We start from the raw sequence: 24,367 nt of genomic DNA, 5'->3' as shown, positions 1-24,367 counted from the left end.
AAAACCGGGCGCTGCTTTCGTGCAGCGCCCGGTTAGGTCAATCCGGTACTCCGGTCGGCTTAGCGGCCGTTGCGGTTGCCCCGACCCCCGCCACCGCCGGCCGGAGCGGCCTGGGGTTGCGTGTCGCCACCGCCTTCACCGTCTTTCACGTCGTCGTTGTTGATCGACTTCCGGCGTTTCTGGGGCGCGTCGAAACTCATCTTGCCTAGTTTGTAGCTAAACGTCAGGCGCACACCGGCGTTGTAGAAGCTGGTACTCGACACCTGCGTCAGGATGGGCGACGATAGTTCGGCACGCTGCACAAAGGGGTGGTTGAACACGTTCTCGGCGGCAATGCCCAGGCTGGCTTTCTTGTTGTTGAAATCTTTGCGAACGCCCAGGCTGTAGAAATACATGGGGCTCTGATAGCCCTGCAGCTGAATCTGTTTGCCGCGGCCACCGCCAAAGAGCTGGAAACCCCAGCCATTGGCCAGCGACAGGCTGCTCATGATGCGGCCACCCACTACCCAGCCCGAGTTCGACGCCGAATAGATGGGCGAACTGCTGTTGTTGGTCAGGTTGACGTGGTACAGATCGATACCGCCACCCAGCTGCAGTTTCTTGAACAAGGTACCGTTCCCGAACAGGTTCAGCCCGTAGGCGTCCTGGTAGCCGATGTTCTGGTACGAGGTGTTGATTACCTGCTGCAGCACGGGGTTGGCTACGTCGCCAAACTGCTGGGTCGTTACGTCGCGGACGGCCGTAATTTCATTGTTGGTCCGGCGGGCAAAAAGCGAGGCATTCAGGTAGAGTCCTTTGATGTTGGCACTCGTGCTCAGCTCGATGTTGTCGGTCAGCTCGGGCGAGAGGTAAATGTTACCCCGCGTAATGTTGGTCGGGTTCGATGCGTTGACGTTGGGATTCAGGAACTGAATACCCGGGCGCTGAATCCGGCGGTTATAGGCCAGCTTGATGATGCGGCCACCGCCCAGACTTTTCGAGATGTTGATGCTCGGAACCAGGTTGCCGTAGTCGGGAATCGATGGGCTGGTGCCGTTGCTTTCGTTACTGAACCGGGCGTTGATAAAGGTGTATTCGTAGCGGGCGCCGGCCTTGATGGTGTATTTGCTCTTGGTGGTCAGCGTATACGAGAGGTAAGTAGCGGCAATGTTCTGATCGTAGAACAGCGTGTTGGCGGGGCGGCTGTTGTCTTTGATGTAGTCGCCCGTTTCGCCGGTGGCGAAGAAATACTGGTATTCGCTGTTGACCTGCCGGAAAATGCCCTTGCCCCCGAATTCGAGCAGCTGGTTGTCGTTGATCGGCGTCTGGTAATCGACCTGCAGGTTCGACTCCTGGTTATAGCTCAGGTTATCGTTCCGCTGCCGCGAGGTGATGGTCTGAAAGTCGGTGTTGCTCAGAATATCGGCTACGAAATTGTTGGTCCGGTTGTTCCGGCTGTACAGGGCCAGCACGCTTAGTTCGCGCTGGGGCTTGTAGGTCTTGGTGTAGGTGATATTGGCATCGACCGTGCCCGAGTTGTCGGTGGTGCGCACGTTCCGGTCGTTCACGATCGGGAAAAATGCGTTCGGCTGGTAGGTGGTTGTCAGCAGGTTATACTGATTCACGGTACCATTGCGGGCGCCGTAACGCAAACTGGCCGTCAGCGACGTGGTTTTGTTGATGTCGTAGTCCCAGCCCAGCTGGTAGTTGCCAAACAGGCGCTGATTGAGCGTGTTGGCGGTCTGGATGGTGCGGGTGCCGGCCGAGTAGGTGTTGTTGATGGCATCGTAGGTGCGGGTGGTCTGGTCGTTGGCGAAGGCCCCTTTCACGTTGTATTCGGCCCGGCCGAACCCGCTCAGGCTAAAGCCCATTTTACCCGTCCGGTAATTGGCGTTGAGACCCAGGTTGCTGCCCCGGTTGCCTACCCCGCCGTCGATGTTGAGCGTGGCGCCCTGGAGGGTCTGCTTTTTGGTAACGATGTTGATGATCCCGCCCGACCCTTCGGCATCATACTTAGCGGAAGGCGAGGTGATGACTTCGACCGTTTTAATCATGTCGGCCGGAATCTGCTTCAGCGCGTCGGCCACGCTGCTGGCCACAATGGTGCTGGGCTTGTTGTTAATGAGCACCCGCACGTTGCTGCTGCCCCGCAGCGTCACGTTGCCGTCGAGGTCAACGGAAAGCATCGGCACCTTGCGCAGAATATCGCCGGCATCGCCCCCCTTGGCTGTGATGTCTTTATCGGCGTTGTAGACCAGGCGGTCTACTTTTTCTTCGATCATGGCCGCCTGTCCCACCACGTTGACCTCGGCCAGCGTACGGGTGTCGGGGGCCAGCTTCAGATTGCCCAGGTCGAGGCTTGTGCCTTTATCAATGGTAACCAGGTCGGTGATGCGGTCGCGGTAGCCGATAAACGACAGCTGCAGGCGGTACTTACCGGGGGCCAGTTTGGCGAGGGTAAACTTACCCTTGTCGTCGGAGGTGGTACCGTCGATCGGCTTGTTGGAAGTGGGGTTGAGCAGCGCGATGGTGCCGAACTCGACGGGTTTACCGCTGGTCGAATCGATGAGCACGCCGGTGATTTTACCGTTGCCCCGGGGCGTCGGTTCGGCCGACTCGGTAGCCGGCATAGTGGCACTGCGGTCGGGGCGCTGCCCGTCGGGCCGGGCGCCGGGCATCCCGCCCGGGGTGCCCCCCCCGGGAAATTGAGCGAGGGCCACACTGGCACTCAGTACTGCACAAACGTTGAGTAGCGTAAATAGGGTCGTTTTCATACCGTTTTTGATTGACGGCTCAAAACTGTCTCCGTTCCTTATGGCGCCGAAATGCATCTGGCCGAATGCCCTTTTTTTCGGGTCGAAACCGGTTTATCGCTGTCCCGGCCTACTCCGGTTCGATAACACTTTACCGGCTTTTACGGTACTATAGGCAGGGCTTCGCGTGCGGGCCGGCGGGCGAAACGCTGCGCTGGCCGGGGCATAAAAGGGCCCGGTTGTAACGACCAACCCGGCGGTTTGCCCTATATTCGTTATTTCTCCGCAATCGTTCCGAAGCAGGCGCATCGCGTTGGCCCGGCTACAAAACGGCTCGATTGCCGGATTCCCGTGTAACCAATACAACCTGCTAACTATGATTTTTCTGAGCAATGTGTTTACGGACTGGGGGCTTTTTGGGGCCAGTAAAATCTCGTACGAGCAGATTGTCGAACTCAGCCAGACAGCGCCGAACCTGATTGCCTGGGCCGTACCCGTGATGCTGCTACTGACCGGTATCGAGATGTGGGTGTCGCACCGGCTCGAACACGACCATTACCACAAACAGGAAACGGTGGGGTCGATTCTGGTGGGTCTGGGGAGCCTGGTCATTTCGGCGCTGCTCAAGTTTGGGCTGATCTGGTTCACCGTGGTCCTCTACAACCTGGTGCCCTGGCGGATGGAACTCAACTGGTGGACGCTCATCCCGTGTTACATCATCTATGATCTGGCCAGTTACTGGGCGCACCGCGTATCGCACGAATCACGCTTTTTCTGGGCCACCCACGTCGTACACCACTCCGCCGAACATTACAACCTGACGGTTTCGTACCGCCTGAGCTGGATTCAGCACGTGAAGCTTATTTTTTTCATGCCGGTGATGCTGCTGGGTTTTCACCCGGTTATCTTCTTCGTCACCAACCAGATCGCCACGCTGTTTCAGTTTATGCAGCATACCGAATACATCCGGCGGCTGCACCCCGTGCTGGAGTATATTTTTGCTACGCCGTCGAACCACCGGGTGCACCACGGCTCGCAGGAGCAGTATATCGACAAGAATTTCGGCGCTACGTTTATCGTCTGGGACCGTATTCTGGGGACCTATGAGCCCGAAGAAGAGCAGGTGATTTATGGGATTACTACCAACATCGATCAGAAAGCCAATCCCATCCACATCAATTTCCACGAGGTGTCGGAAATCATCAGCGATGTGCGGCAGGCGCGTTCACCGAAAGAAGCGTGGCTCTATCTGTTCGGCAGCCCCATCACGGTCTATAATCTGAAGAAGCAGGCGGCCCAGCGGCTCGAGCCTGCAGAAGAACGGCAGGCCGCCTGACGGGCAGCGCGTTCCCGTTCCGTAACGCCCCGGATTTTTACATACGTCGGGTGGTCTGGCTGGTGGCCGGGCCACCCGATTGCCATGTTTTACGGAGGCCGAGGTAGAAACCGGTGGTCGGTGTATAGAGCGCGCCCCGGTCGATGGCCAGCGCCGTGTTCAGTTGCAGGCCACCCAGCACGTTGACCGGAATCAGCAGGGACACAAGGCCCGAAAACTGGTTCTGGATGGGGCGGAAGGGTTGCAGATACGTGCCGGCGTTGCGGCTGTACGACAGCTTGCCCTGAAACTGCACCGGCCCGGTCAGCCAGGCCTGCGGGCGGGCAAACAGATTACCCATAATGCCCAGATGATAGACCTGAACCCGGTTGTTATAGGTGAAGATACCGTACTGCGGCTGGTTGCTGGCGTCGAGGGCGGGGTTGATGAAGGGCGTGCCGATACCCAGTCCCTTGTAGGCCCACCCATCGCGAAACTGGGCGTGATTGAAGTAATTGACCCGGCCCCGGCGCTGCGGATCGTCGATGATAAACTCGGGGCCACCCTGATTGGCCGTATTCAGAAACTCGAACACAACCTGCTGAACCAGCGCACCCCGCTTCAGCGACCGGATCCGGAAACCGTTGAGGCCGTCGGCCAGGCTGGTGCCGTAGAAAAGGGCCCCCGTTTCGTACGGATTCTCGCGGTACACGTAAAAGCTGTGCGAAGCGGTGGTCAGTTCGGCGGCCACGTCGACCGAGCCGAGGTGGTTGCCCACCCGGTTGAGCAGGTCGAAGTCGGTGTAGGCAGCCGAGTTGATGACGCCCGTTTCGGACGCCCGCAGGCCACTGATGATGCTCAGGTAATCCTGAAACGTGGCGGGCAGCTGGGGCGTTTTGACCAGACCAATCCGGACCAGTTCGTCGCTGCGGCCGCCCCAGACAACCTGGTGGTTTACACCCCCGTACAGCTTCAGGCGGCTGACCGGTTTACCCAGCCGGATGTAAAGGGATTTCTGGTGGAGCAGGGTATGCTGCACAAAACGCCCGCCCATCCAGCCGTGGGCATAGCTGCCGCGCACGGCCACAAAGTCGCGGGTAAAGTGCAGGGGCTGAAACTGCCGGATTTCCAGCTGTATCTTGGGAATGGGCAGCGCATTGCCCGACCAGGCGTAGGAGCCCGTTGACAGTGCCGAATCGGCCAGACCAAAATGCTCACGCCGGCGCCCCACGTAGAGCTCAAGCGCCCGAAACCGGGCTTTCACGTAGGCTTCGGGCAGCAGCAGGGCCGACTGCGCCCCCGTGTTGCCCACGGCGCTGATTCCGCCCCCCAGCGAAATCCGGCGCGAAAACAGGGCCACCGTGTCGTAATCGACAGCCACGCCCGCCCGCAGCGTGCCGGTGGGGGAGGCCAGCGGCACAATGCCGTACTGGTTGCTGCGCAGCCAGAAGGGCGTCAGTCCCGACGAACTGCCAAACGTGCCGGCTTCCAGACTGCCGCTGGTGACCCGCTGGGCCTGCACGGCCGGGGTAGTCAGGCTCAGCAGGCCGGCCAGGGCGGATGCTGCCAGCCGGCGGCCGGAACCAAAGGCGTTGACACGAATGGAGAACAGGGAAGCAGCAGGACGTGACGTTGGCATAGGCTGAAAAACCGATCGGCAGCCCGGCCAATAGGGGTCAGCGTCGAACCCGACGCCAGCCGGCCGGGCTGTGTGAACTGCAAAAATGCATGAACGGATTGAGCTTTCCGTAACCTGACCCAACATACTAAGCCTGTGGTCTGCCCGGTAGGCCGCTGTGGCGGGGCCGGGTTAGCCTTCGGTTGGCCAGACCAGGCCGGCCGTCGGAAACGGAATCCGGCGAATACCCTGTCCTGCAAAATCGATGTCCACCACCAGCTGCCGGGCGGCCCTGATGCGCTGAATCAGGCGCTGCTCATCGCCGAAAAACAGGATGTTGGCCCGGCCATTTTCGGCGGCCAGTAACTCGAACGATTCAGCCGGGCGGTTGTCGAACCGCACGCGCGCGCTGCCGCCCTGAAAGCTGCGGTTGAACTGACCCTTCGACACTTCGATATACACACTGGTGCTGCCGTTCCGCTGGCGGAGGGTGAGGGTGGCCGTGGAGCCGCCTTCGTAGGGAAAGGCAAACTGGAGCCGGGTGGGCGAGGTGATCGTTGCCTTGCGGGTCGTGCCCGACCGGGTGTATTGCCAGCCGGCCACGGTGGGTGCCGCTGTCGGTTCGGTCGGGGCTGCGGCCGGTGCTACCGGCGGGCTGAGCGTGTCGCCGGGGGCATGGGCAGCGGTCGGGGGCGACGTTGGTTTGGCGCGGTCGGCGCAGCCCGTCAGGAGCAGCCCGGTCAGCAGGATCAGCACGTTTTTCATAGCAGCTGGCCGCGACTACAGGTGGGCAACGTTGCCCGCCCCCAGGGCCATACTGTACAATAATACAGTCTGTTGCCGACTTTCAAAACCTGCTACCGAAGGCCGACCCCCCTGGTAAACCATTTATCCGATGAATAACGGCCTTTAACATTTTTTAGAACTGATGGCATTTATGGTCGTTACTTTTGTTTGTCTTTACATCAGACAAACCATGTTCACTAGATTTCATGCGACAGTTTCTTAAATACGTACTGGCCACCGTAGTCGGGTTACTTCTTTTCTCCTTTGTGGGCTTTCTGCTGCTGGCCGGGCTGGGCGCTGCCTTCTCGGCAGGCTCCAGCAAGACAACCACCGTGGCCGCCAACTCGGTACTCAAACTCGACCTCGACAAACCCGTTGAAGAACGTTCGACCGAAAATCCCTTCAGCTTTGCGGGGGGTAATTTTGGTCTGGACAACAACAGCGCCATTGGGCTGATCGAGCTGAAAGAAGCCCTTGAAGCGGCCAAAACCGACGATAACATCAAGGGTATCTACCTCAGCGCCCAGGAGCCACAGGCCGGCTGGGCGTCGCTGGAAGAGATCCGGAATGCGCTGATCGATTTCAAGACATCGAAAAAATTCGTGTATGCCTACGCCGAAACGATGAGCGAGAAGGGATACTATCTGGCCTCGGTGGCCGATAAGATTTATCTCAATCCGGCGGGCGATCTGGAGTGGAACGGCCTGAACGCCGAACTCTCGTTTTTCAAAGGCACGCTCGAAAAGCTGGGCGTCAAACCCGAAATTTTCCGGGTCGGTGAGTTCAAGAGTGCCGTGGAGCCTTTCATTCGTGAAGATATGAGCGAGCCTAACCGCCGGCAGGTTACCTCGTTCCTCAACTCGATCAACGACCATATGCTGGTACGGGTGGCGCAGAGCCGCAACCTCCGTGTCGACTCGCTCAAACGCTATGCCGACAACCTGAGCATTCAGAAACCGGCCGACGCCCTGCGGACCAGGCTGGTCACCAACGTTGGGTATCAGGATGAACTGGAAGCCGTGATCCGGCAGCAGCTCGGCATCGATGCCAAAAAGAAAATCGGCTACGTAACCCTGAGCAAGTATGAAGATGCGGCTGCCAGCAAAACCGATGGCAGCAGTGCCAACCGCATTGCCGTCATTGTAGCCTCGGGCGACATCGTGTCGGGCAAGGGGGGCGAGAACAACATTGGCTCCGAAGCCATCGTCGACGAAATTCGCAAGGCCCGGCTCGACGACAAGGTGAAAGCCATCGTGTTGCGCGTCAACTCGGGCGGTGGTAGTGCGCTGGCCTCCGACGTGATGTTCCGCGAGGTGGAGCTGGCCAAAAAAGTGAAGCCTGTGATTGGGTCGATGTCCGACTACGCGGCTTCGGGTGGCTACTATATGCTCATGGGCTGCAACAAAATTGTGGCCGAGCCCAACACCATCACCGGCTCGATCGGAGTATTCTCGCTGCTGTTCAACACACAGGCCTTCTTCAAAGATAAACTGGGTATCACCTACGACCGCGTACTGACCAATGCCAACTCCGATTTCCCGGCGGTGACCCATGAGATGTCGGCGTTTCAGAAACAGGCCATGCAGCGCCGTACCGACCAGATATATGCCGAGTTTACGGGAAAGGCAGCCGCTGGCCGTAAACTGCCGCTCGATAGCCTGCGGGCTATTGCCGGTGGCCGCGTCTGGACCGGCACGCAGGGGAAAGCCCTGGGCCTGGTCGATCAGCTGGGTGGTCTCGACGACGCCGTGAAGCTGGCAGCCCAGTCGGCCAAACTGAAAACGGGCGACTACAAAGTGAAGATCCAGCCCCGTCAGAAGCCGTTTTTCGAGCAGGTCATGAACTCGCTCGGCGATGGCGAAGAAACCCGGCTCAACGCGCAGCTGGGCGAACTGGCCCCCTACGTCAAATACCTCCAGAAACTTAAAACCATGGAAGGCGTACAGATGCGTATGCCCTTTGAGATGGATATTCGGTAGGGCGGGGGCGGGCGAAGGCCCGCTGCCAGTCCGGTACCGATACAACATTGGTTTGCGAAAAAGCGACCCGCCCGAAACCTCCGTTTCAGCGGGTCCTTTTTTTGCCATGTTTGGCAAAGTGCTGGTCAGGGCGTTACGTTTACGATGCTATGGTAGTACAACCCGTTCGTATCGATCTATTTGCGCTGGCAATTCTCCTGGGGGTGGTACAGGGCGCCCTGCTGGGCGTATTGCTGCTGACGGGGTCGCGGGGCCGGCAACTGGCCAACCGCTGTCTTGGCCTGTTTCTGCTGGCGCTCACGGCCATCAGTATCGAGATCTTTCTCAGCTATACTAACTACACGTTTCGGCTGCTCTGGACCGTCGATCTGGCCGAGCCGCTCAATTTTGTGCTGGGGCCGCTGTTTTACTTCTTCGTCGTGAGCCGGCTCACGCAGCAGCTGCCCCGTCGGTGGGGGTGGCATCTGGTTCCGTTCGGTATCTGGACGATCAATGCCGCCACCTGGATCTATCAGCCAGCGGCCTTCAAATACAACAGCTACCTCGACTCGTGGCATCCTGAGCTGGCCGTTGTGCCGGCCAGCCGCTACTGGTCTGAAGACCCGACCGGTCTGCGCGATTACATCAACGAGCTGACGATTCTGAGTGCCGTGGTGTATGCCGTGCTGGGGCTGCTGGCGCTGCAGCGCTACCGGCGGCCAGGCACCAGTACCTTGCCGCCAGCCGCTCTGACCACCCTGCGCTGGCTCTGCGGCCTGTTTGCGCTGGTGCCGCTGGTGGTACTGGCGGTCAAACCCTTGTTTCGCCACGATGGGGGCGATTACCTCATTGCCAGTTACATCACCATCACCATCTACGGCATCGGACTGCTGGTGATGCGGGGGGCGCCCTTTTTTCAGCCCGTTCCGGCCGATGTGCCACCCGCCCCCGCGCGCCCCGAGCCCCGCCGGAAATACGAGAAATCGGCCCTGTCTGAAGAAGTCGAAACGGCGGTGCTGCAGCGGCTCAATCGCCTGCTCGCCGACGAAAAACCGTATCTGTCCAGCGACCTCTCACTGCCCAGACTGGCGGCCCGGCTCGACACCAGCCCGCATCACCTGTCGCAGCTGCTCAACGACCGGCTCGACCGTTCGTTCTTCGACCTCATGGCCGACTACCGCGTTCGGGAAGCGCAGCAGCTGCTGGTCGATCCGGCCACGGCCCACCTCAAGATCGACGAGATCGCCGAGCGGGTCGGCTACAACTCGACCTCGGCCTTTCACACGGCGTTCAAGCGGCTGACGGGCCAGACACCGGCGCAGTACCGCCAGAAAACCGCTTCCCGATCGGCATGAACTTCGTTACGGCCGGAACATAGGGCGTCTGGCGGGCGCAGCAGCGAGTTTTGGACCATCCATCCAAAACCCCATTCGCATGGCCCCATACCCCGTTTCCGATGCCCCTTCCGACGAAGAGGGAGCGGCCCGGCTGCCCCGCGCCAGCCGGCGCTACGACCTCGACTGGCTCCGTATCATCGCCATCGTTACCCTGCTGTTCTACCATACCGGCATGATATACGTATCGTGGGGCTGGCACATCAAAAGCACGGCCCACAGCCAGCCCATGGAAGAGGTGATGCGGTGGCTGCATGGCTGGCGCATGCCGCTGCTGTTCTTTATATCCGGCGCCGGCACCTACTTCGCCCTGCTGCGCCGGTCCTGGGGCAGCTACGCCGGTGAGCGGGTCCGGAGGCTGTTTGTGCCGCTGGTGTTTGGCATGTTTGTGATTGTGCCGCCCCAGATTTATTACGAGTGGCTGTTTAAAGGCTGGTTTGCGGGCAGCTACGCCGATTTTTACCCCGAGGTGCTGCGGTTTCGTCCCTACTACGAGGGCGTAAAAAGTGGCGCCTTCAGCTGGCATCACCTCTGGTTTATTCTCTACCTATTAATATACGGGCTGGTCAGTATTCCGGTGTTCAAGTGGTTGCGTCGCCCGGCCGGGCAGCGGTTCACCGATCGCATCGGCCGCCTGATTGGCCGGCCCGGCGGGGCACTCTGGCTGGTGGTGCCGATGCTCGTCAACGATGTGGTGCTGGGGGGGCTGTTTCCGTGGGAGTCGCATGCCCTTTACAACGACTGGGCGTATTTTATGAAAAACCTGATCCTGTTCTGGCTGGGGTATCTGCTCATCAGCCGGGACTCGTTCTGGCCGGTGCTGACCAGTCAGCGACGCCTGTACGCTCTGGCAACCCTGGTCTGCACGGTGTTGCTGTACGGCGCCCGCGCCTGGCCCGGCGAGGACATCATCGACCGATCGCAGCTGCTGACCACCCTCTACAGCTTTGTCGGTCTGGGGCTGACCTGGTTTTCGGTGCTGATGACGGTTAGCTACGGCTACCGCTACCTGAACGTCGACCGGCCCATGCTGGCGCGGCTCAACGAAGCCGTTTACCCATTCTACATCCTGCACCAGACGGTGATTGTCGGGATTGGCTACTACGTGCTGACCCGGACCCGTCTGGGCGTGTACGACGGCTTTCTGGTGGTCAGTCTGGCGTCGGGGCTCGGCTGCATCGGGCTGTACCTGCTACTGATTCGACCCATCCGCCCCGTTCGCTTCCTGTTTGGTATGAAGTAGGTATCTTTGTGGCACCAATGCAGACAAGCGGAGGAAACAGACGTAAGAGAACAGACATAAGAGAATAGACGTGGGAGGCAAGGCATAAGGGAATAGAGGTAAGAGAACAGGGGAGAGAGAAACAGGCGTGCGGATAAAGCCGCGGGCCGTCGGGGTAAACGACACACCGCCCAGCCGTCAGCCCGGCCGTTTCTGCGCCCTCTTTTTTTCTCTCCTCTCTTTTTTCTGTCTTCTCTTTTTGTCTGTCTTCTTTCCTCTCTTTCTCCCCTCCATCAACAGACGAATGCTACCTGAACAGCCACAAACCAGCACAGCAACCGCGCTTCCGGTAATGGAAGCATTTTATACGATTCAGGGCGAGGGCGCCCACACGGGCCGGGCGGCTTATTTTATCCGCCTGGGCGGCTGCGACGTGGGCTGCCACTGGTGCGACGTGAAGGAATCGTGGGATGCCGATGCACACCCGCGTCTGGCCATCGACGGGCTTGTTGCCGGCGCACTCGTCCACCCGGGCCGCATGGCGGTCATCACGGGCGGGGAGCCGCTGATGCACAACCTCGACGAGCTGACCGGCGCGCTGCAGGCGGCCGGCTTCCAGACAAACATCGAAACGTCGGGAGTGTGTGCGGCCGTGACCGGATCGTGGGACTGGATCTGCTTTTCGCCCAAGAAATTCAAAAAGCCCAATCCGGCCATCTACGCGCGTGCCGACGAGCTGAAAGTCATTATCTACAACGCGTCGGATTTTGCCTTTGCTGAGTCGTTTGTACCGTTTCTGCGGCCCGACTGCAAACTCTTTTTGCAAACCGAATGGAGCCGTTCCAATGAAATGCTGCCTCGTATCGTTGAGTACGTAAAAGAACACCCGCAATGGCAGATTTCGTTGCAGACACACAAGTACTTAGACATACCGTAGGAACGCGGCCAGCCAGCCGCCGGCAACCCGGCGGCTGGCTGGCGGGCCAGTTCGCGGCCGGCCTCGTCGGGCTGGCGTCGCTGGTCTTGCTGGGCCCACCGGCCGCCAGTGCGCAGGTGCCGAAAGCGCAGGAGCTGTACGCGCAGTCGATCCGGCTGTTCAGCGAACGAAAAGCGGGCGAAGCCATACCCTACATGGAGCAGGCTGTCAAGCTCGATCCGGCCTATGCCGATGCCTATATCAAGCTGGGGCAGCTCTACGAATTCACCAAACGGTTCGAGCCGGCCATGGCGGCCTACCGCGACGCGGTTCGGCTCCAGCCCGACAGTCCGGCGTCGGGAGCGGCTTACCAGGCGCTGGCCAATACGCTCATGCGGCTGGGCCGTTACAGCGAGGCCTTGCCGTACCTCGAAAAATACCAGACCATGGTGCCGCCCAAATCGGCCCTGGCTGCGCGCCTGGGGCGCCTGATCGACAACGCCCGGTTTGGGCAGGAGGCCGTGCTGCACCCGCAACCCGTAGAGCCCCGGCCGCTCTCGCCCGTGCTGAACACCACACTGTCGCAGTACTTTCCGGTGCTGACGGCCGACGAGCAGACGCTGGTGTTTACGGCCCTGAAACCCGAAGGCGATGAAGACCTGATGACGGCCACCTTCAACGGCGAATCCTGGACCCCGCCCACATCGCTGGCCACGGGCATCAACACGCCCGACAATGAAGGCACTGCCAGCCTCTCGGCCGATGGGCGGATGCTTGTCTTTACGGTGTGTCAGGGACGTAAGGGTTACGGGAGCTGCGACCTCTACGTGAGTCGTAAAACGGGCAGCGACTGGTCGGCCCCGGAAAATCTGGGTCCGGCGGTCAACACCCACTATTACGAGTCGCAGCCATCACTCTCGGCCGACGGGCGCCGGCTCTATTTCGTGTCGGACCGGCCGGGTGGGAAGGGCCGGCGCGACATCTGGCGAGCCGATCTGGGCACCGATGGCAGCTGGCAGGAGCCGGTCAACGTAGGCGAGCCAATCAACACGCCCGCCAACGAAGCATCGCCGTTTATCCACGCCAACGGGCAGAGTCTGTTTTTTGCGTCGGAAGGGCATGTCGGGATGGGGGGCTACGATCTGTTTGTCGCCGACAGCCTGTCCGGGGCGGGGGCCGCAACACACTGGTCGACACCCGCCAACCTGGGCTATCCCATCAACACCTCCGAAGACCAGGCGTCGCTGTTTGTGGGAGCCAGTGGCCGGCGGGCCTACTACTCGTTTGAAGAACAGAAAGACGGCGTGTCGCAGAAGTCGCGGCTCTACACCTTCGAGCTGCCCGACAGGCTGCGCGAGCGCGTGAAACCCGTCAGCCTGCTCAAGGGCGTGGTGGCCGATGCCCGCACGGGCAAACCCCTGGCTGCCACGGTCGAGCTGATCGATCTCAAAACCAACCAGCTGGTGTCGCGCGTGCAGGCTGATGCCCAGTCGGGGGCCTATACGGCCGTGCTGCCGAGTGGCGGGGAGTACGCGCTCTATGTGGCCGTGCCCGGTTACCTGTTCAAAAGCCTGTCGTTCGACTTTAGTCAGAAAACCAAAGGGGAGGGGCTCTCGCTGCGGGTACCCCTCGAGCCGGCCGTATCGGGCACAGCGGCCAGAGAAACACTCAGCAACCTCTTTTTCGATACGGGGCGCTACGACCTGGCCGCCAAATCGCGCACGGAGCTCGACCGGCTGGTGGCTTTTCTGCGGGCCAACCCAACGACGCGCATTGAAATCAGCGGCCATACCGACGACCGGGGCGACGCTGCGGCCAACCAGCTGCTCTCCCAGAAACGGGCGCAGGCCGTGGTCAGCTACCTGACTCAGGCCGGTATCGACGCGGGGCGAATGAAAGCGCTGGGCTTCGGCAAAACCCGGCCACTGGTGCCCAATACGACCGACGAGAACCGGCAGCTCAACCGCCGGATCGAGTGGCGGCTGTTGTAACCGGACCGATTTCCACGCTTTGGTTTCGGGAGGAAATTTTTTCAATTTTGCGTATGTTGTCCTGATACCGCCTTTTTTATTGAGCGGTCAATCGGGTCCATACGACAACTTATTGCCTGAATAGAATGAATGCTGAACATGTGAAGTGCCTGATTATCGGCTCCGGCCCGGCGGGTTATACGGCCGCGATCTATGCCGCACGGGCCAATATGCAACCGGTTATGTATCAGGGTCCCCAGCCGGGTGGCCAGCTGACCATTACAACCGAAGTTGATAATTTTCCGGGTTATCCGACCGGTGTTGAGGGGCCGCAGCTTATGCAGGACCTCGAAGCACAGGCCCGCCGATTTGGTACCGATGTTCGTTACGGCATGGTTACCAAAGTCGACTTCTCAAGCCATCCGCACCGCGTAATCGTTGATGAACAGCACGAACTGACGGCCGATGCGGTCATCATTTCGACAGGGGCATCGGCCAAATGGCTGGGCCTACCCTCCGAAATGCGGCTCAACGGCCGGGGCGTTTCGGCCTGTGCCGTCTGCGATGGTTTTTTCTTCCGGGGGCAGGATGTCGCCATTGTCGGCGCCGGCGACACGGCTGCTGAAGAAGCGAGCTACCTGGCCAACCTCTGCCGCAAAGTGTATATGCTGGTACGGCGGGGCGAAATGCGGGCGTCGCGCTTCATGCAGCAGCGCGTCAAAACCGCGCCCAACATCGAAATTCTCTACCATACCGAAACCGAAGAAGTGCTCGGCGCTGAAGACGTAACGGGGGTTCGGGTGAAAAACGTAGTAACGGGCGAAACGCGCGAACTGGCCGTAACGGGCTTCTTCGTGGCCATTGGGCACAAACCCAATACTGATATTTTTGAGCCGTACCTCAACCTCGACGAGCACGGCTACATTCAGACTGAAAAAGGCTCTACCCGTACCAATATTCCGGGTGTGTTTGCCTGTGGCGATGCGCAGGACAATATCTACCGGCAGGCTATCACGGCAGCCGGTACGGGCTGTATGGCCGCCCTCGATGCCGAGCGTTACCTGGTAACGCTGGAGATGAAGGAGCAGCAGGCGCTTGTGTAATACTAACCTATCCGTTTAGCGCGTTTGACGCATGCCCCTACCGGCACCGCTTCGAACGCGCTAAACCCATTCTGGAACCGAATGAGAAAACTGGCTTTCCGGTGGCTACTGGTCACCGCCTGCCTGTGTCTGACCCTGGTGGTACAGGCGCAGGAACGAGGGCGTTTTAAAAAGAACCTGACCATTACGCCCAAAACAAAATCCAATTCGAATACCCCCGTCGTTGATCAGCCTCAAAAAGCGGACGACATCTATGACCAGGAAACAACTCAGCTGCGGTTTAACAACCAGTTTGAGCCCAAAAAAGAACTTAACCCCGTTGTTAGTGAAGATACCAGCCAGATCGACCAGGGCGAAACCAGTGTGGTCGAAGTCATCGACTCGGCGCTGATCGGCAACGAGTGGGTGAAAGTAGCTGATTACTACGCCATCTGGGATTCGCGCACCATCGACCCCTACAATATCGACCCGCTGGAGTTCAGCGAGGCCATCGACATCAAACTCTACGACCCGGCGGCCAACCGTTACTGGTCGGCCCCGCTCAACGAAGGTAAGCTGATGTCTAATTTTGGATACCGCTGGGGCCGCTGGCATACCGGCGCCGACCTCGACCTTGAAACCGGCGACCCCGTTTATTCGGCCTTCGACGGCGTGGTGCGGGTGGTTGGCTGGGATGGCAACGGCTACGGCCGCTACGTGCTGGTTCGCCACTACAACGGCCTCGAAACGCTCTACGGACACATGTCGAAGCAAACGGTAGAAACAGGCCAGCTGGTGAAAGCGGGCGACCAGCTGGGGCTGGGGGGCAATACCGGCCGCAGTTACGGCTCACACCTGCACTTCGAAACGCGCTACGAGGGAAATCCCTTCAGTCCGCTGAGCATTTATTCGTTTCCGGCCAACACGCTTAATTCCGATCATTTTCTGCTGACCAGTTCGGTCTGGGATTACCTGCGCGGAGGGCGCCCCTCGTCGTCGTCGTCGGGCGGGAGTCGTCCCAAACTCAAACGGACCGTGCTGCACCGCGTGCGGTCGGGCGAAACGCTCAGCTCCATTGCCAGCCGCTACGGCATGTCGGTATCATCGCTGAGCCGCAAGAACGGACTTTCGTCGCGGTCGCGGCTTCGGCCGGGCCAGAAACTGCGGGTCAACTAAGGCCGTAAATAGCCACTACAGTGAAAAGGCCCGCGAATCGGTACCGTACCGATTCGCGGGCCTTTTGCATACCCGGGTGTACTCGCTCAGTGGGTGGTGCCCAGCTGCGCGACCAGGGCTTTCATGAGTCGGGTGAGGTGGGGTTCGGCCGCAGCCGCAGCCGCGATAATATGGCTCAGTTCGGCTTTTTTGAGCGTTTCGGGAATGCCCATGTCGGTGATGACCGAGACGCCGAAGACGCGCAGCCCCATCTGATGAGCCACGATCACCTCCGGCACAGTCGACATGCCCACGGCGTCGGCGCCCCACTGGCGCAGCATCCGGTACTCGGCTTTGGTTTCGAGCTGCGGGCCGGGCGCAAAGACGTAGGTGCCCCGTTTCAGGGTGATGCCCAGCTCAGCAGCGAGGGTAAAGCCGCGGTCGAGCAGGTCGGCATCGTAGGGCTGGCTCATATCGGGAAAGCGGTCGCCGAAAGCCGGTACGTAGGCTCCCGTCAGCGGGTTTTGCGGCATCAGGAGGCTGATATGGTCGTCGATCACCATCAGGTCGCTGATGGCAAAATCGGGGTTCATACCGCCGGCCGCGTTCGATACGAGCAGCGTCTGAATGCCCAGTTCGCGCAGCACCCGCACCGGAAAGGTGACCTGCTGCATGGAGTAGCCTTCGTAGAAGTGAAAACGCCCCTGCATCACCACAACGGGCTGATCGGCCAGGGTGCCGAGCAGCAGCTTGCCGGAATGAAACTCGACGGTCGAGAGGGGAAAGTGCGGAATCTGTTCGTACGACAGTTCGGTGTCGATCACCACATCGGCCGCGAGGGCACCCAGGCCGGTGCCGAGAATAATGCCGATGGTGGGTTTAACGGTGGTTTGCGACTGAATAAAGCGGGTCGCTTCCTGAATCTGTTCGAGCATGGGTCGACGCTATTGATGAATACATACGGATTGGCCCGCAAGTACGGGAATCGCGGCCACAAGACCGTGGCCCGGCTACAGACCGATGTGCCGGCCCGCCACGTAACCGGTGGTCCAGGCGTTCTGAAAATTAAACCCGCCCGTGATGCCATCGATATCGAGCACTTCGCCGGCGTAGAAAACGCCGGGCTGTTGCCGGCTTTCAAGCGTCTGCGGGTTCAGGCTTCCGGGCTCGATGCCTCCGCAGGTCACGAACTCGTCTTTAAACGTGCTTTTGCCCTCGACGGCGAAGCGGCTGTTGGTAAGCGATTCGATGAGCCGGTTGAACGGCTTGGCGGGCAGGTCGGCCCAGCGCTGCGCATCGTCGATGCCGGCTTCGGTGGCCATAGCCTGCCAGAGTCGGCCGGGCAGACCAAAGGGGTTTTGCGACGTAACCAGCTTTCGGGCGTGGAGCTGCCGGTACGGCTGCAGCGTAGCCCGCAGCTGGGCTTCGTTCTGATCGGGTACCCAGTTGATGCGGAGCGTGAAGCGGTAGTCGAGGTCGGCCAGCTCGCGGGCGGCCCAGGCCGACAGTCGCAGTACCGCCGGCCCGCTGAAGCCCCAGTGCGTAACGAGCAGGGGGCCGCGCTGCTCCTGTTTCGTGCCGGCCACCGACACACTCGCCATCGGCACCGATACGCCCGCCAGGGGCAGCAGGTAGCTGGTCGGCACGTTGAACGTGAACAGCGACGGCACGGGCGTCACCAGCCCCTCGGCGGGGTGGGGCAGCCAGTCGTAGCTTGTGCGCTGGGGGTAGCCCCCCGTGGCCACGAGCAGCCGGTCGGCAGTCAGTACCTCGCCTGTCAGCAGCAGCAGATCCCAGCCGCCGGCGGGGTTGGTCCGCAGTTCACTCACACCACAGCTTGTGCGTACCTGAACCCCGAGCCGTTTGGCCGTGGTGAGCAAACAGTCGACGATGGTATCGGAGGTATTGGAGGCCGGAAACATGCGCCCGTCGGCTTCGGTTTTGAGGGGCACGCCGTGGGTTTCAAACCACGTCACGGTGTCGGTCGTGCTGAACTGATTCAGCAGCGACCGCAGGGGTTTTTCGCCCCGGGGGTAGTGTTTCACCAGCTGGCGGTTGTCGAAACAGGCGTGGGTCACGTTGCAGCGCCCCCCGCCCGAGATCCGGACTTTGTTCAGTACGGTCCGGTTTTTTTCCAGAATTGTTACGGTGGCGTTGGGGAAGGTCTGGGCGGCTGTGATAGCCCCGAAAAAACCGGCGGCTCCCCCGCCAATAACATAAATACGCAAAGCGGCCATAGACCGACAACAGGGGGCAGGCGTTTGTAGTTCTGGGGGGCGGCTGGTTTTTGGGCCCGGTAGCCGGGTCGCGTCCGGCAGACCAGCGCACCGGAATCGGGGCGCGCGACTACCGAAAACGACCGTTAGGCCGTAGCTTTACCGCATGTTTTTCGGACCACGTTTTTCAACCAAGAAGTACCACCGCCGGGGCTTTCGGCTGCGGGGCAATACGCTTGTTCTGCTGTTTGTTTTTTTTCTGATTGGCCTGTTTCTGCACTACGGGGGACGTACCCAGCCCGTGGTGGCGCTCTGGAACGACGTGCGCGAACTGGTGGGACTGGGCCGGGGGCGTCATTCCCGCGAGCGCGCCGATAATCCCTACAAAGCCCCGGAACCCCGCGGGTCGGAGGATGTGGCGACCGATACCCGGTCGGATGAGGCCACCGACGAGGCCAGCGATGACGCTACGGATGCGGGCGGGTCGGTACCCCCCGTCAGTACGGGCGGGAAAGTACTGTTCGACTTCGAGAAGAAGCCCGGCTTTCTGCTGCCCGCTCACCGCTCGTCGGATGAGATTGTCGAGCACCAGGGCTACACGCTGCGCTTCCGCGATGCCTACAAAGTGGCCGACTGGGTAGCCTACCCGCTGCTGCCTGAGGAGATCAACGGCGACACCGACCGCGAAGGCTCCTCGTTTCGGCCCGACCCCGCCGTGTCGACCGGCTCGGCCCTGCCCAGCGATTACACCCGCTCGGGCTACGATCGCGGCCACCTGGCCCCCGCCGGCGATTTCAAGTTTTCGCGGCTGATGATGCAGGAAACGTTCTACATGAGCAACATGGCCCCCCAGGTTCCTCAGTTCAACCGGGGTATCTGGAAAGAGCTGGAAGAGCAGGTCAGGCGGTGGGCGCTGCTCGACAAGGGGCTGTATGTGATTACCGGCCCCGTGCTGAAGCCCGGCCTGCCCACCATCGGAAAAGTCAACGAAGTCAGCGTACCCCAGCAGTTCTACAAGGTGCTGCTCTACTGCAACAAACCCACCATTCGCATGATCGGCTTTCTGCTCAACAACGAAGCCTCCAACGAACCGCTGTCGAGCTTTGTCGTGCCCGTCAGCCGCATCGAGCGGGCCACGGGCATCACGTTTTTTCCGCTCATGCCGACCGATCTGCAGCGGCAGCTCAAAAACGAAGCGACCGATCAGATGATCGACGCATGGTTCAACCGGTAAACACGATCCGCTGCTCAGGGAGCCAGCACCCGGTTCAGAAACCGGACGGTCTGCTGCATCATGGGCGTAAACCAGGGGTGGAAAAACCAGAACGTATGGGGCGCGCCGGCAAAGGTGCGCACGTCGGTGTAGACCCCGCGTGCCGTTAGCTGTGCCAGCAGATCATCGCGACCGGCATGCATGCGGTCGACGGCGCTGTTGAACAGGAGTATGGGAGCCGGTGGTGCCGGTACGCCCGCATCGGCCCGGGCGTAGGTCAGCGCCGACGCCTGTCGCCAGCTGGCCAGCGTTTCGCTACGCGGCCCGCCAAACCAGTACGTAGCCGCCGAGGTCGACCGGCTGTCGTCGCCTTCACCCGATTCGGGGTGGTCGAACGCCAGCAGGCCATCGACATCGACCACGGCCTGCACGGCGCTCGAATGCCCGGCCGAAGGACCCCAGCCTTCCAGTGCCGGCAGCTTTCCGGTCATGCCCAGCAGGGCGGCCAGCTGCCCACCGGCCGAGCAGCCCATGGCCGCTATCCGATTCGTATCCAGGCCAAAGGTATCGGCATGAGCCCGCAGCCAGCGCACGGCTTCTTTCAGGTCATACACGGCCCCGGGGTAGAGCGTATCGGTCGACAGGCGGTAGTCGGCCGTTACGGCTACAAAGCCGTTGCGGGCCAGTTCGCGCGCCATCGCCCGGTTGTGCGAGCGGTCGCCGGTGCGCCAGCCCCCGCCGTGGATAAGCAGTACCGCCGGGCGTTTTGTGCGGCCGGGGGTGGGGTAGCAGGCGTCGAGAAACAGGGTTTTGCCGCTCCGCACGAGGTAGGAGATGTTGAACCGCTCCTGCACCCCACGGGCCAGGTCAGGAGCCGCCAGCTGAATAGCGGGATGTTGCCGGCGTGCATTGGTGTAGGCGCTGTAGACCGTAAACGACGTGTCGCGCCGGTAGGTGAGGCCAGGCGCGGGGCGCCAGCCGGATGAGCCCCCGAAAATGGCCGCCAGCGTGTAGGCACTGGCCTGGGTGTCGGTCAGCTGATGCGACCAGGGTGCCCGTTTGTCGGGCGCGGCCCCCGGTCCGGTGCTGCCGTATTCGGCGTAGAACGTTGTTTTTTCGTTGGCCGCGTTGCGCCAGTTGTCCCAGCCGGCCGGCACGATGTGGGAGCCCAGCCGCGACCGGATAAACACCGTGCGGGCGTGTGGCCGCCAGGGCCGGCCCAGAAACACCCGCGTGGCTGCCGTGTCGGCCGTAAGCGTGCAGTCGAGAAACACAAAGCCGTAGGGCTGCCGTGGGCTGGTGGCGGCCGCCGTGATGTAGGAGTTGCTCAGGCTGTGCAGCGTACAGCGCAGAAATACCGCCGTAGCCTCGCCAAAGATAAAGTCGGTGGTGCCTTCGATGTAGCACTGCTGATACAGTTGCCGGCTGGTTTCGGTGGCGGCATAGACCGTATCCTGATGACCCAGCAGCCGGCAGTTGCGCACCACGCAGCGGTCGCCTTCAATGTGCAGCGCCACCGCCTGCCCCACGCGCGGCCCGCTGCGGTTGCGGTTGGCCGTGTTTTCGATGGTCAGGTTCTCGAGCACCACATCGTTGCCTTCGACCAGTACGGTATGGGTCGTATAGGTCACAAAGGTCGACCGGCCCGTTGGCTCAGCGCCCCCCGGAATGGGTTTGCCCGAATAGTCATCGCCCGTGATGATGGTGCTGTCGGCCCGCTCCCCGATAAGCGAAATTTTTGTTTTCCAGGCGGGGATCACCAGCTTTTCGCGGTAGGTTCCCGGCCGGATAAAAATCAGTACCTGCTCCTGCGACAGGTCGCGCACGGCGTTGACCGCTTCCTGAATGGTTCGGAACGAGCCGCTGCCGTCGGCCGCGACCGTTAGGGAGGTGGGGTAGGCGGGTGGGGCAGGCGCCACCGACTGGGCCAGGAGCGACGCGCCGGGCAGTAACAGGAGCAGAAGAAACCGAAACATGAACAGGAGCGGGTAACCAGGCATTGAAGTCGCCCGCCCCCGCTTTTTACCCACCCCTCCCAAACGCCGACAGCCCCGGTGGGGGCTGCTGACGGGGTAAAGCCGGTACCGGAAAAAAAGCCTGGTGTCGTCGGCCGGCCTAGGTTTTCTGCTTCTTTTTCTTGGCTGCCGGAAACAGGATGTTGTTCAGAATCAGGCGGTAGCCGGCCGAGTTGGGGTGCAGGTTCAGGTCGGTGGGCTCCTCGCCAATTTCATGCCGGTAATCTTCGGGGTCGTGACCACCGTAGAACGTAAAGAAGCCCCGGCCGTAGGGCGCGTGGAGGTACCGGGCTTCGCCGGCCGCCCGGTTTTCAGCCAGAATGACCACTTCGGGTTTGATATACGCTTTTTTGAAGGCCGTGGTCTGTCCCATGAAGCCCTTGATCACGTTGAGGTGATTCTGGGTCAGCATAGTCGGAATGGGGTCGTATTTGGCCGAAAACTGGAACAGCGTGAAGTAATCGTTGTGTTCGGTCAGTCCCCGTTCGTCGGGCTGGTTGTCGATGTTCGAAAACTCGATCAGGTACGGATTGGTGTACACCTGAAAGTTGCGAAAGGCGAATGTCTGGCTGAAATCGAGCTTGTTACTGGCACTCGGGTCGGCGGGGGTGCCATCGTAAAAGCTGTCGACGATATCGGTGTTGCGGGCCGACAGGGCGATGTCGTAGGTGTCGGTGGCATTGCACATGGCAAACAGGTAGCCGCCCCCCAGCACAAAGTCGCGGATTTTTTCGGTAACGCCCAGCTTCAGCTTCGGCACGCTGCTGTAGCCAAACTTGCGGGCAATCGACTCGGCTTCCTGTTTCTGGGCAATGTACCAGGGCTGGTCTTTGAAGTGATAGAATTTGCCGAACTGGCCCGTAAAATCCTCGTGGTGCAGGTGCAGCCAGTCGTATTCGGGCAGCTTCGTATTCAGCACTTCTTCGTCGAAGATTACGTCGTACGGAATTTCGGCGTAGGTCATCACCATCGTCACGGCATCGTCCCAGGGCTGTTTGGTTTTGGGCGAATACACCGCCACTTTAGGCGGCTTCTGCAGTTTCACGGCATCCATGTTGGCATCGGGGGCCGCCACTTCGCTTAGAATCTGCCCGGCCTGCGCGTCGGAGATGACTTCGTAGCTGACGCCCCGAATCACCATTTCCTTGATAAACGCCTGGCTCTGGGGCATCATGAAGGCGCCACCCCGGTAGTTGAGCAACCAGTCGATTTCGGTGTCGTGTGTTTTCAGAACCCAATACGCAATGCCGTACGCTTTCAGGTGATTCTTCTGGGTATCGTCCATCGGAATCAAAATCCGGGAGGCCCAGACCTGATTCGTCAGGGTTAGAAATAGGATAAGCGGTAACAGCAGCCGTTTCATTGGTTTCCCGGTTTATGAAGCCTCTCGTAGTTTTGTAATAACGGTAATGTACGCAAAAACTGTGCGGAAATTGCGTGATTCGCGGGGTGATGCGGGCGGCAACGACCGACCCCGGCCCCCCCGGCCAGCCGGCTCCGTTCCGACCTAGTTTATTTCTCCGGTTCTGTATGAATTTTATCGAAAACATTCGCGAAGGCATGCGGTCGATTGCCGGCAACCGGCTGCGAACGGTGCTGACTGCGCTGATCATCGCCATCGGTATCACGTCGCTGGTGGGTATCCTGACGGCCATCGACGGGCTGCAGAGTTCGGTCGATGCCAGCTTTGCCGGCCTTGGCGCCAACACCTTCAACATCACGGCGCGGCAGGAAGTAGCCCGTCGGAGCGGCCGGGTGCGGAAGCAGGACGAACCCATCGACTACCACGACGCCGTGCAGTTTAAACGGCGGTTCCCCTACGGCGCTACCATTGCCGTGTCGAGCGTGGTGTCCGATGCGGCCCAGGCCAAATTCGGCTCCCGCAAAACCAACCCCAACGTGCAGCTGGTGGGTGGCGACAATACCTACCTGGCCGTGAAGGGATTCACGCTTAAAAAAGGGCGTAACCTGAGCACCAACGACCTGAGCGCAGCCCGGAGCGTGGCCATCCTGGGCAGCGAGGTAGCCGGCACGCTGTTTCAGAACAAAATTGACCCGCTTAACCAGGTGATCCGCGTGTCGGGTGTCCAGTACCAGGTGGTGGGTGTGCTCGACAAAAAGGGGGGTATGACGGGGGGCGGTGACGACCGCATTATCCTGATTCCGCTCGACAACGGCCGGGCGCTGGCCGGCAGCCGCAAACTGACCTTCGATATCACGGCATCGGTGCCGTCGGTGAGCGATCAGGACGAAGCCATCGGCGAAGCGCGGGGAGTCATGCGGCTGGTGCGCCGTGACCCGCTGGGCCAGCCCGACTCGTTCCAGATCGAGCGGGCCGACGATCTAGCCAAGGAAACCGAAAACATTACCGGCTACCTCCGCATCGGGGGCTTCGGTATCGGGTTTATTACGCTGCTGGGGGCCGCCATCGCCCTGCTCAACATCATGCTCGTGTCGGTAACGGAACGGACACGGGAAATCGGTATCCGCAAGTCGCTGGGGGCCACGCCCCAGCGCATCCGGCAGCAGTTTCTGATCGAAGCCATCGTGATCTGCCTGCTGGGCGGGGTCGGCGGGGTCATACTGGGGCTGGCCGTGGGTAACCTCATTGCATTGCTGGTAAGCGGGGGAGCGGGCGGCTTTGTGGTGCCCTGGCTCTGGATGGGGCTGGGACTGGTCGTATGCGTCAGCGTGGGCCTGTTTGCGGGGATCTACCCGGCCGTACGGGCCTCCAAACTCGACCCCATCGAAGCGCTCCGTTACGAATAGCGTGCA

General features: G+C 60.6%; 17 protein-coding genes. 10 read left to right on the top strand and 7 right to left on the bottom strand.

The annotated features are described in order from the left end of the window. Positions 1–59: 59 nt before the first annotated feature. A complete protein-coding gene (locus ACYVAC_RS11385; protein ID WP_461097788.1) occupies positions 60–2,753 on the bottom strand; it encodes a TonB-dependent receptor in 2,694 nt (897 codons plus the stop codon). A gap of 355 nt (positions 2,754–3,108) precedes the next feature. Between ACYVAC_RS11385 and ACYVAC_RS11380 the strand changes: the two genes are divergently transcribed. After that, positions 3,109–4,068 (top strand): sterol desaturase family protein, encoded by a 960-nt coding sequence (locus ACYVAC_RS11380; protein ID WP_461097787.1) that lies wholly within the window; start codon positions 3,109–3,111, stop codon positions 4,066–4,068. A gap of 37 nt (positions 4,069–4,105) precedes the next feature. On the opposite strand, the gene ACYVAC_RS11375 is transcribed toward ACYVAC_RS11380, so the two are convergent. Together ACYVAC_RS11375 and ACYVAC_RS11370 are read right to left on the bottom strand one after the other, a co-directional pair. Next, positions 4,106–5,686 (bottom strand): capsule assembly Wzi family protein, encoded by a 1,581-nt coding sequence (locus ACYVAC_RS11375; protein WP_461097786.1) that lies wholly within the window; start codon positions 5,684–5,686, stop codon positions 4,106–4,108. A gap of 171 nt (positions 5,687–5,857) precedes the next feature. Next, complete coding sequence (locus ACYVAC_RS11370) at positions 5,858–6,430, bottom strand: hypothetical protein (RefSeq protein WP_461097785.1); 573 nt, start codon at positions 6,428–6,430, stop codon at positions 5,858–5,860. A 227-nt stretch (positions 6,431–6,657) separates the two neighbouring features. Between ACYVAC_RS11370 and sppA the strand changes: the two genes are divergently transcribed. The 7 genes from sppA to ACYVAC_RS11335 all read left to right on the top strand — a co-directional run bounded on the left by sppA (position 6,658) and on the right by ACYVAC_RS11335 (position 16,169). Next, positions 6,658–8,430 carry a signal peptide peptidase SppA gene (gene sppA / locus ACYVAC_RS11365; protein ID WP_461097784.1) on the top strand — a complete coding sequence of 591 codons (1,773 nt, stop codon included), beginning with the start codon at positions 6,658–6,660 and terminating at the stop codon, positions 8,428–8,430. Between the two features lie 149 nt (positions 8,431–8,579). After that, a complete protein-coding gene (locus ACYVAC_RS11360) occupies positions 8,580–9,764 on the top strand; it encodes a helix-turn-helix transcriptional regulator (protein ID WP_461097783.1) in 1,185 nt (394 codons plus the stop codon). A gap of 79 nt (positions 9,765–9,843) precedes the next feature. Continuing rightward, positions 9,844–11,046, top strand: coding sequence for an acyltransferase family protein (locus tag ACYVAC_RS11355; RefSeq protein ID WP_461097782.1), 1,203 nt, complete (start codon positions 9,844–9,846; stop codon positions 11,044–11,046). Positions 11,047–11,329: 283 nt separating this feature from the next. Further along, positions 11,330–11,962, top strand: coding sequence for a 7-carboxy-7-deazaguanine synthase QueE (locus tag ACYVAC_RS11350; protein ID WP_461097781.1), 633 nt, complete (start codon positions 11,330–11,332; stop codon positions 11,960–11,962). Continuing rightward, positions 11,917–13,932 (top strand): OmpA family protein, encoded by a 2,016-nt coding sequence (locus ACYVAC_RS11345; protein ID WP_461097780.1) that lies wholly within the window; start codon positions 11,917–11,919, stop codon positions 13,930–13,932. The genes ACYVAC_RS11350 and ACYVAC_RS11345 overlap by 46 nt, the downstream gene beginning before the upstream one ends. Before the next feature lie 125 nt (positions 13,933–14,057). Next, positions 14,058–15,014 (top strand): thioredoxin-disulfide reductase, encoded by a 957-nt coding sequence (gene trxB / locus ACYVAC_RS11340; protein WP_461097779.1) that lies wholly within the window; start codon positions 14,058–14,060, stop codon positions 15,012–15,014. 81 nt (positions 15,015–15,095) lie between these two features. Beyond that, on the top strand, positions 15,096–16,169 hold the full coding sequence (locus ACYVAC_RS11335) for a peptidoglycan DD-metalloendopeptidase family protein (protein WP_461097778.1): 1,074 nt from the start codon (positions 15,096–15,098) through the stop codon (positions 16,167–16,169). Positions 16,170–16,255: 86 nt separating this feature from the next. Here the strand turns inward: ACYVAC_RS11335 and ACYVAC_RS11330 are convergent, their stop codons facing one another. Both ACYVAC_RS11330 and ACYVAC_RS11325 read right to left on the bottom strand, forming a co-directional pair. Further along, positions 16,256–17,083 carry a purine-nucleoside phosphorylase gene (locus ACYVAC_RS11330; protein WP_461097777.1) on the bottom strand — a complete coding sequence of 276 codons (828 nt, stop codon included), beginning with the start codon at positions 17,081–17,083 and terminating at the stop codon, positions 16,256–16,258. 75 nt (positions 17,084–17,158) lie between these two features. Beyond that, on the bottom strand, positions 17,159–18,385 hold the full coding sequence (locus tag ACYVAC_RS11325) for a BaiN/RdsA family NAD(P)/FAD-dependent oxidoreductase (RefSeq protein ID WP_461097776.1): 1,227 nt from the start codon (positions 18,383–18,385) through the stop codon (positions 17,159–17,161). A gap of 145 nt (positions 18,386–18,530) precedes the next feature. Here ACYVAC_RS11325 and ACYVAC_RS11320 point away from each other — a divergent pair, with 145 nt between their 5' ends. Next, positions 18,531–19,598 carry a DNA/RNA non-specific endonuclease gene (locus tag ACYVAC_RS11320; protein WP_461097775.1) on the top strand — a complete coding sequence of 356 codons (1,068 nt, stop codon included), beginning with the start codon at positions 18,531–18,533 and terminating at the stop codon, positions 19,596–19,598. Between the two features lie 14 nt (positions 19,599–19,612). Here the strand turns inward: ACYVAC_RS11320 and ACYVAC_RS11315 are convergent, their stop codons facing one another. Both ACYVAC_RS11315 and ACYVAC_RS11310 read right to left on the bottom strand, forming a co-directional pair. Further along, positions 19,613–21,553 (bottom strand): pectinesterase family protein, encoded by a 1,941-nt coding sequence (locus ACYVAC_RS11315; protein WP_461097774.1) that lies wholly within the window; start codon positions 21,551–21,553, stop codon positions 19,613–19,615. Positions 21,554–21,692: 139 nt separating this feature from the next. After that, a complete protein-coding gene (locus ACYVAC_RS11310; protein ID WP_461097773.1) occupies positions 21,693–22,955 on the bottom strand; it encodes an asparagine synthetase B in 1,263 nt (420 codons plus the stop codon). Between the two features lie 167 nt (positions 22,956–23,122). Here ACYVAC_RS11310 and ACYVAC_RS11305 point away from each other — a divergent pair, with 167 nt between their 5' ends. Then, on the top strand, positions 23,123–24,361 hold the full coding sequence (locus tag ACYVAC_RS11305; protein WP_461097771.1) for an ABC transporter permease: 1,239 nt from the start codon (positions 23,123–23,125) through the stop codon (positions 24,359–24,361). Positions 24,362–24,367: the final 6 nt, after the last annotated feature.

The sequence above is a fragment of the Spirosoma luteolum genome, from assembly GCF_054778875.1.
Note: the sequence above shows the minus strand (reverse complement) of the source record. Positions and strands in the feature narration are given on the sequence as shown.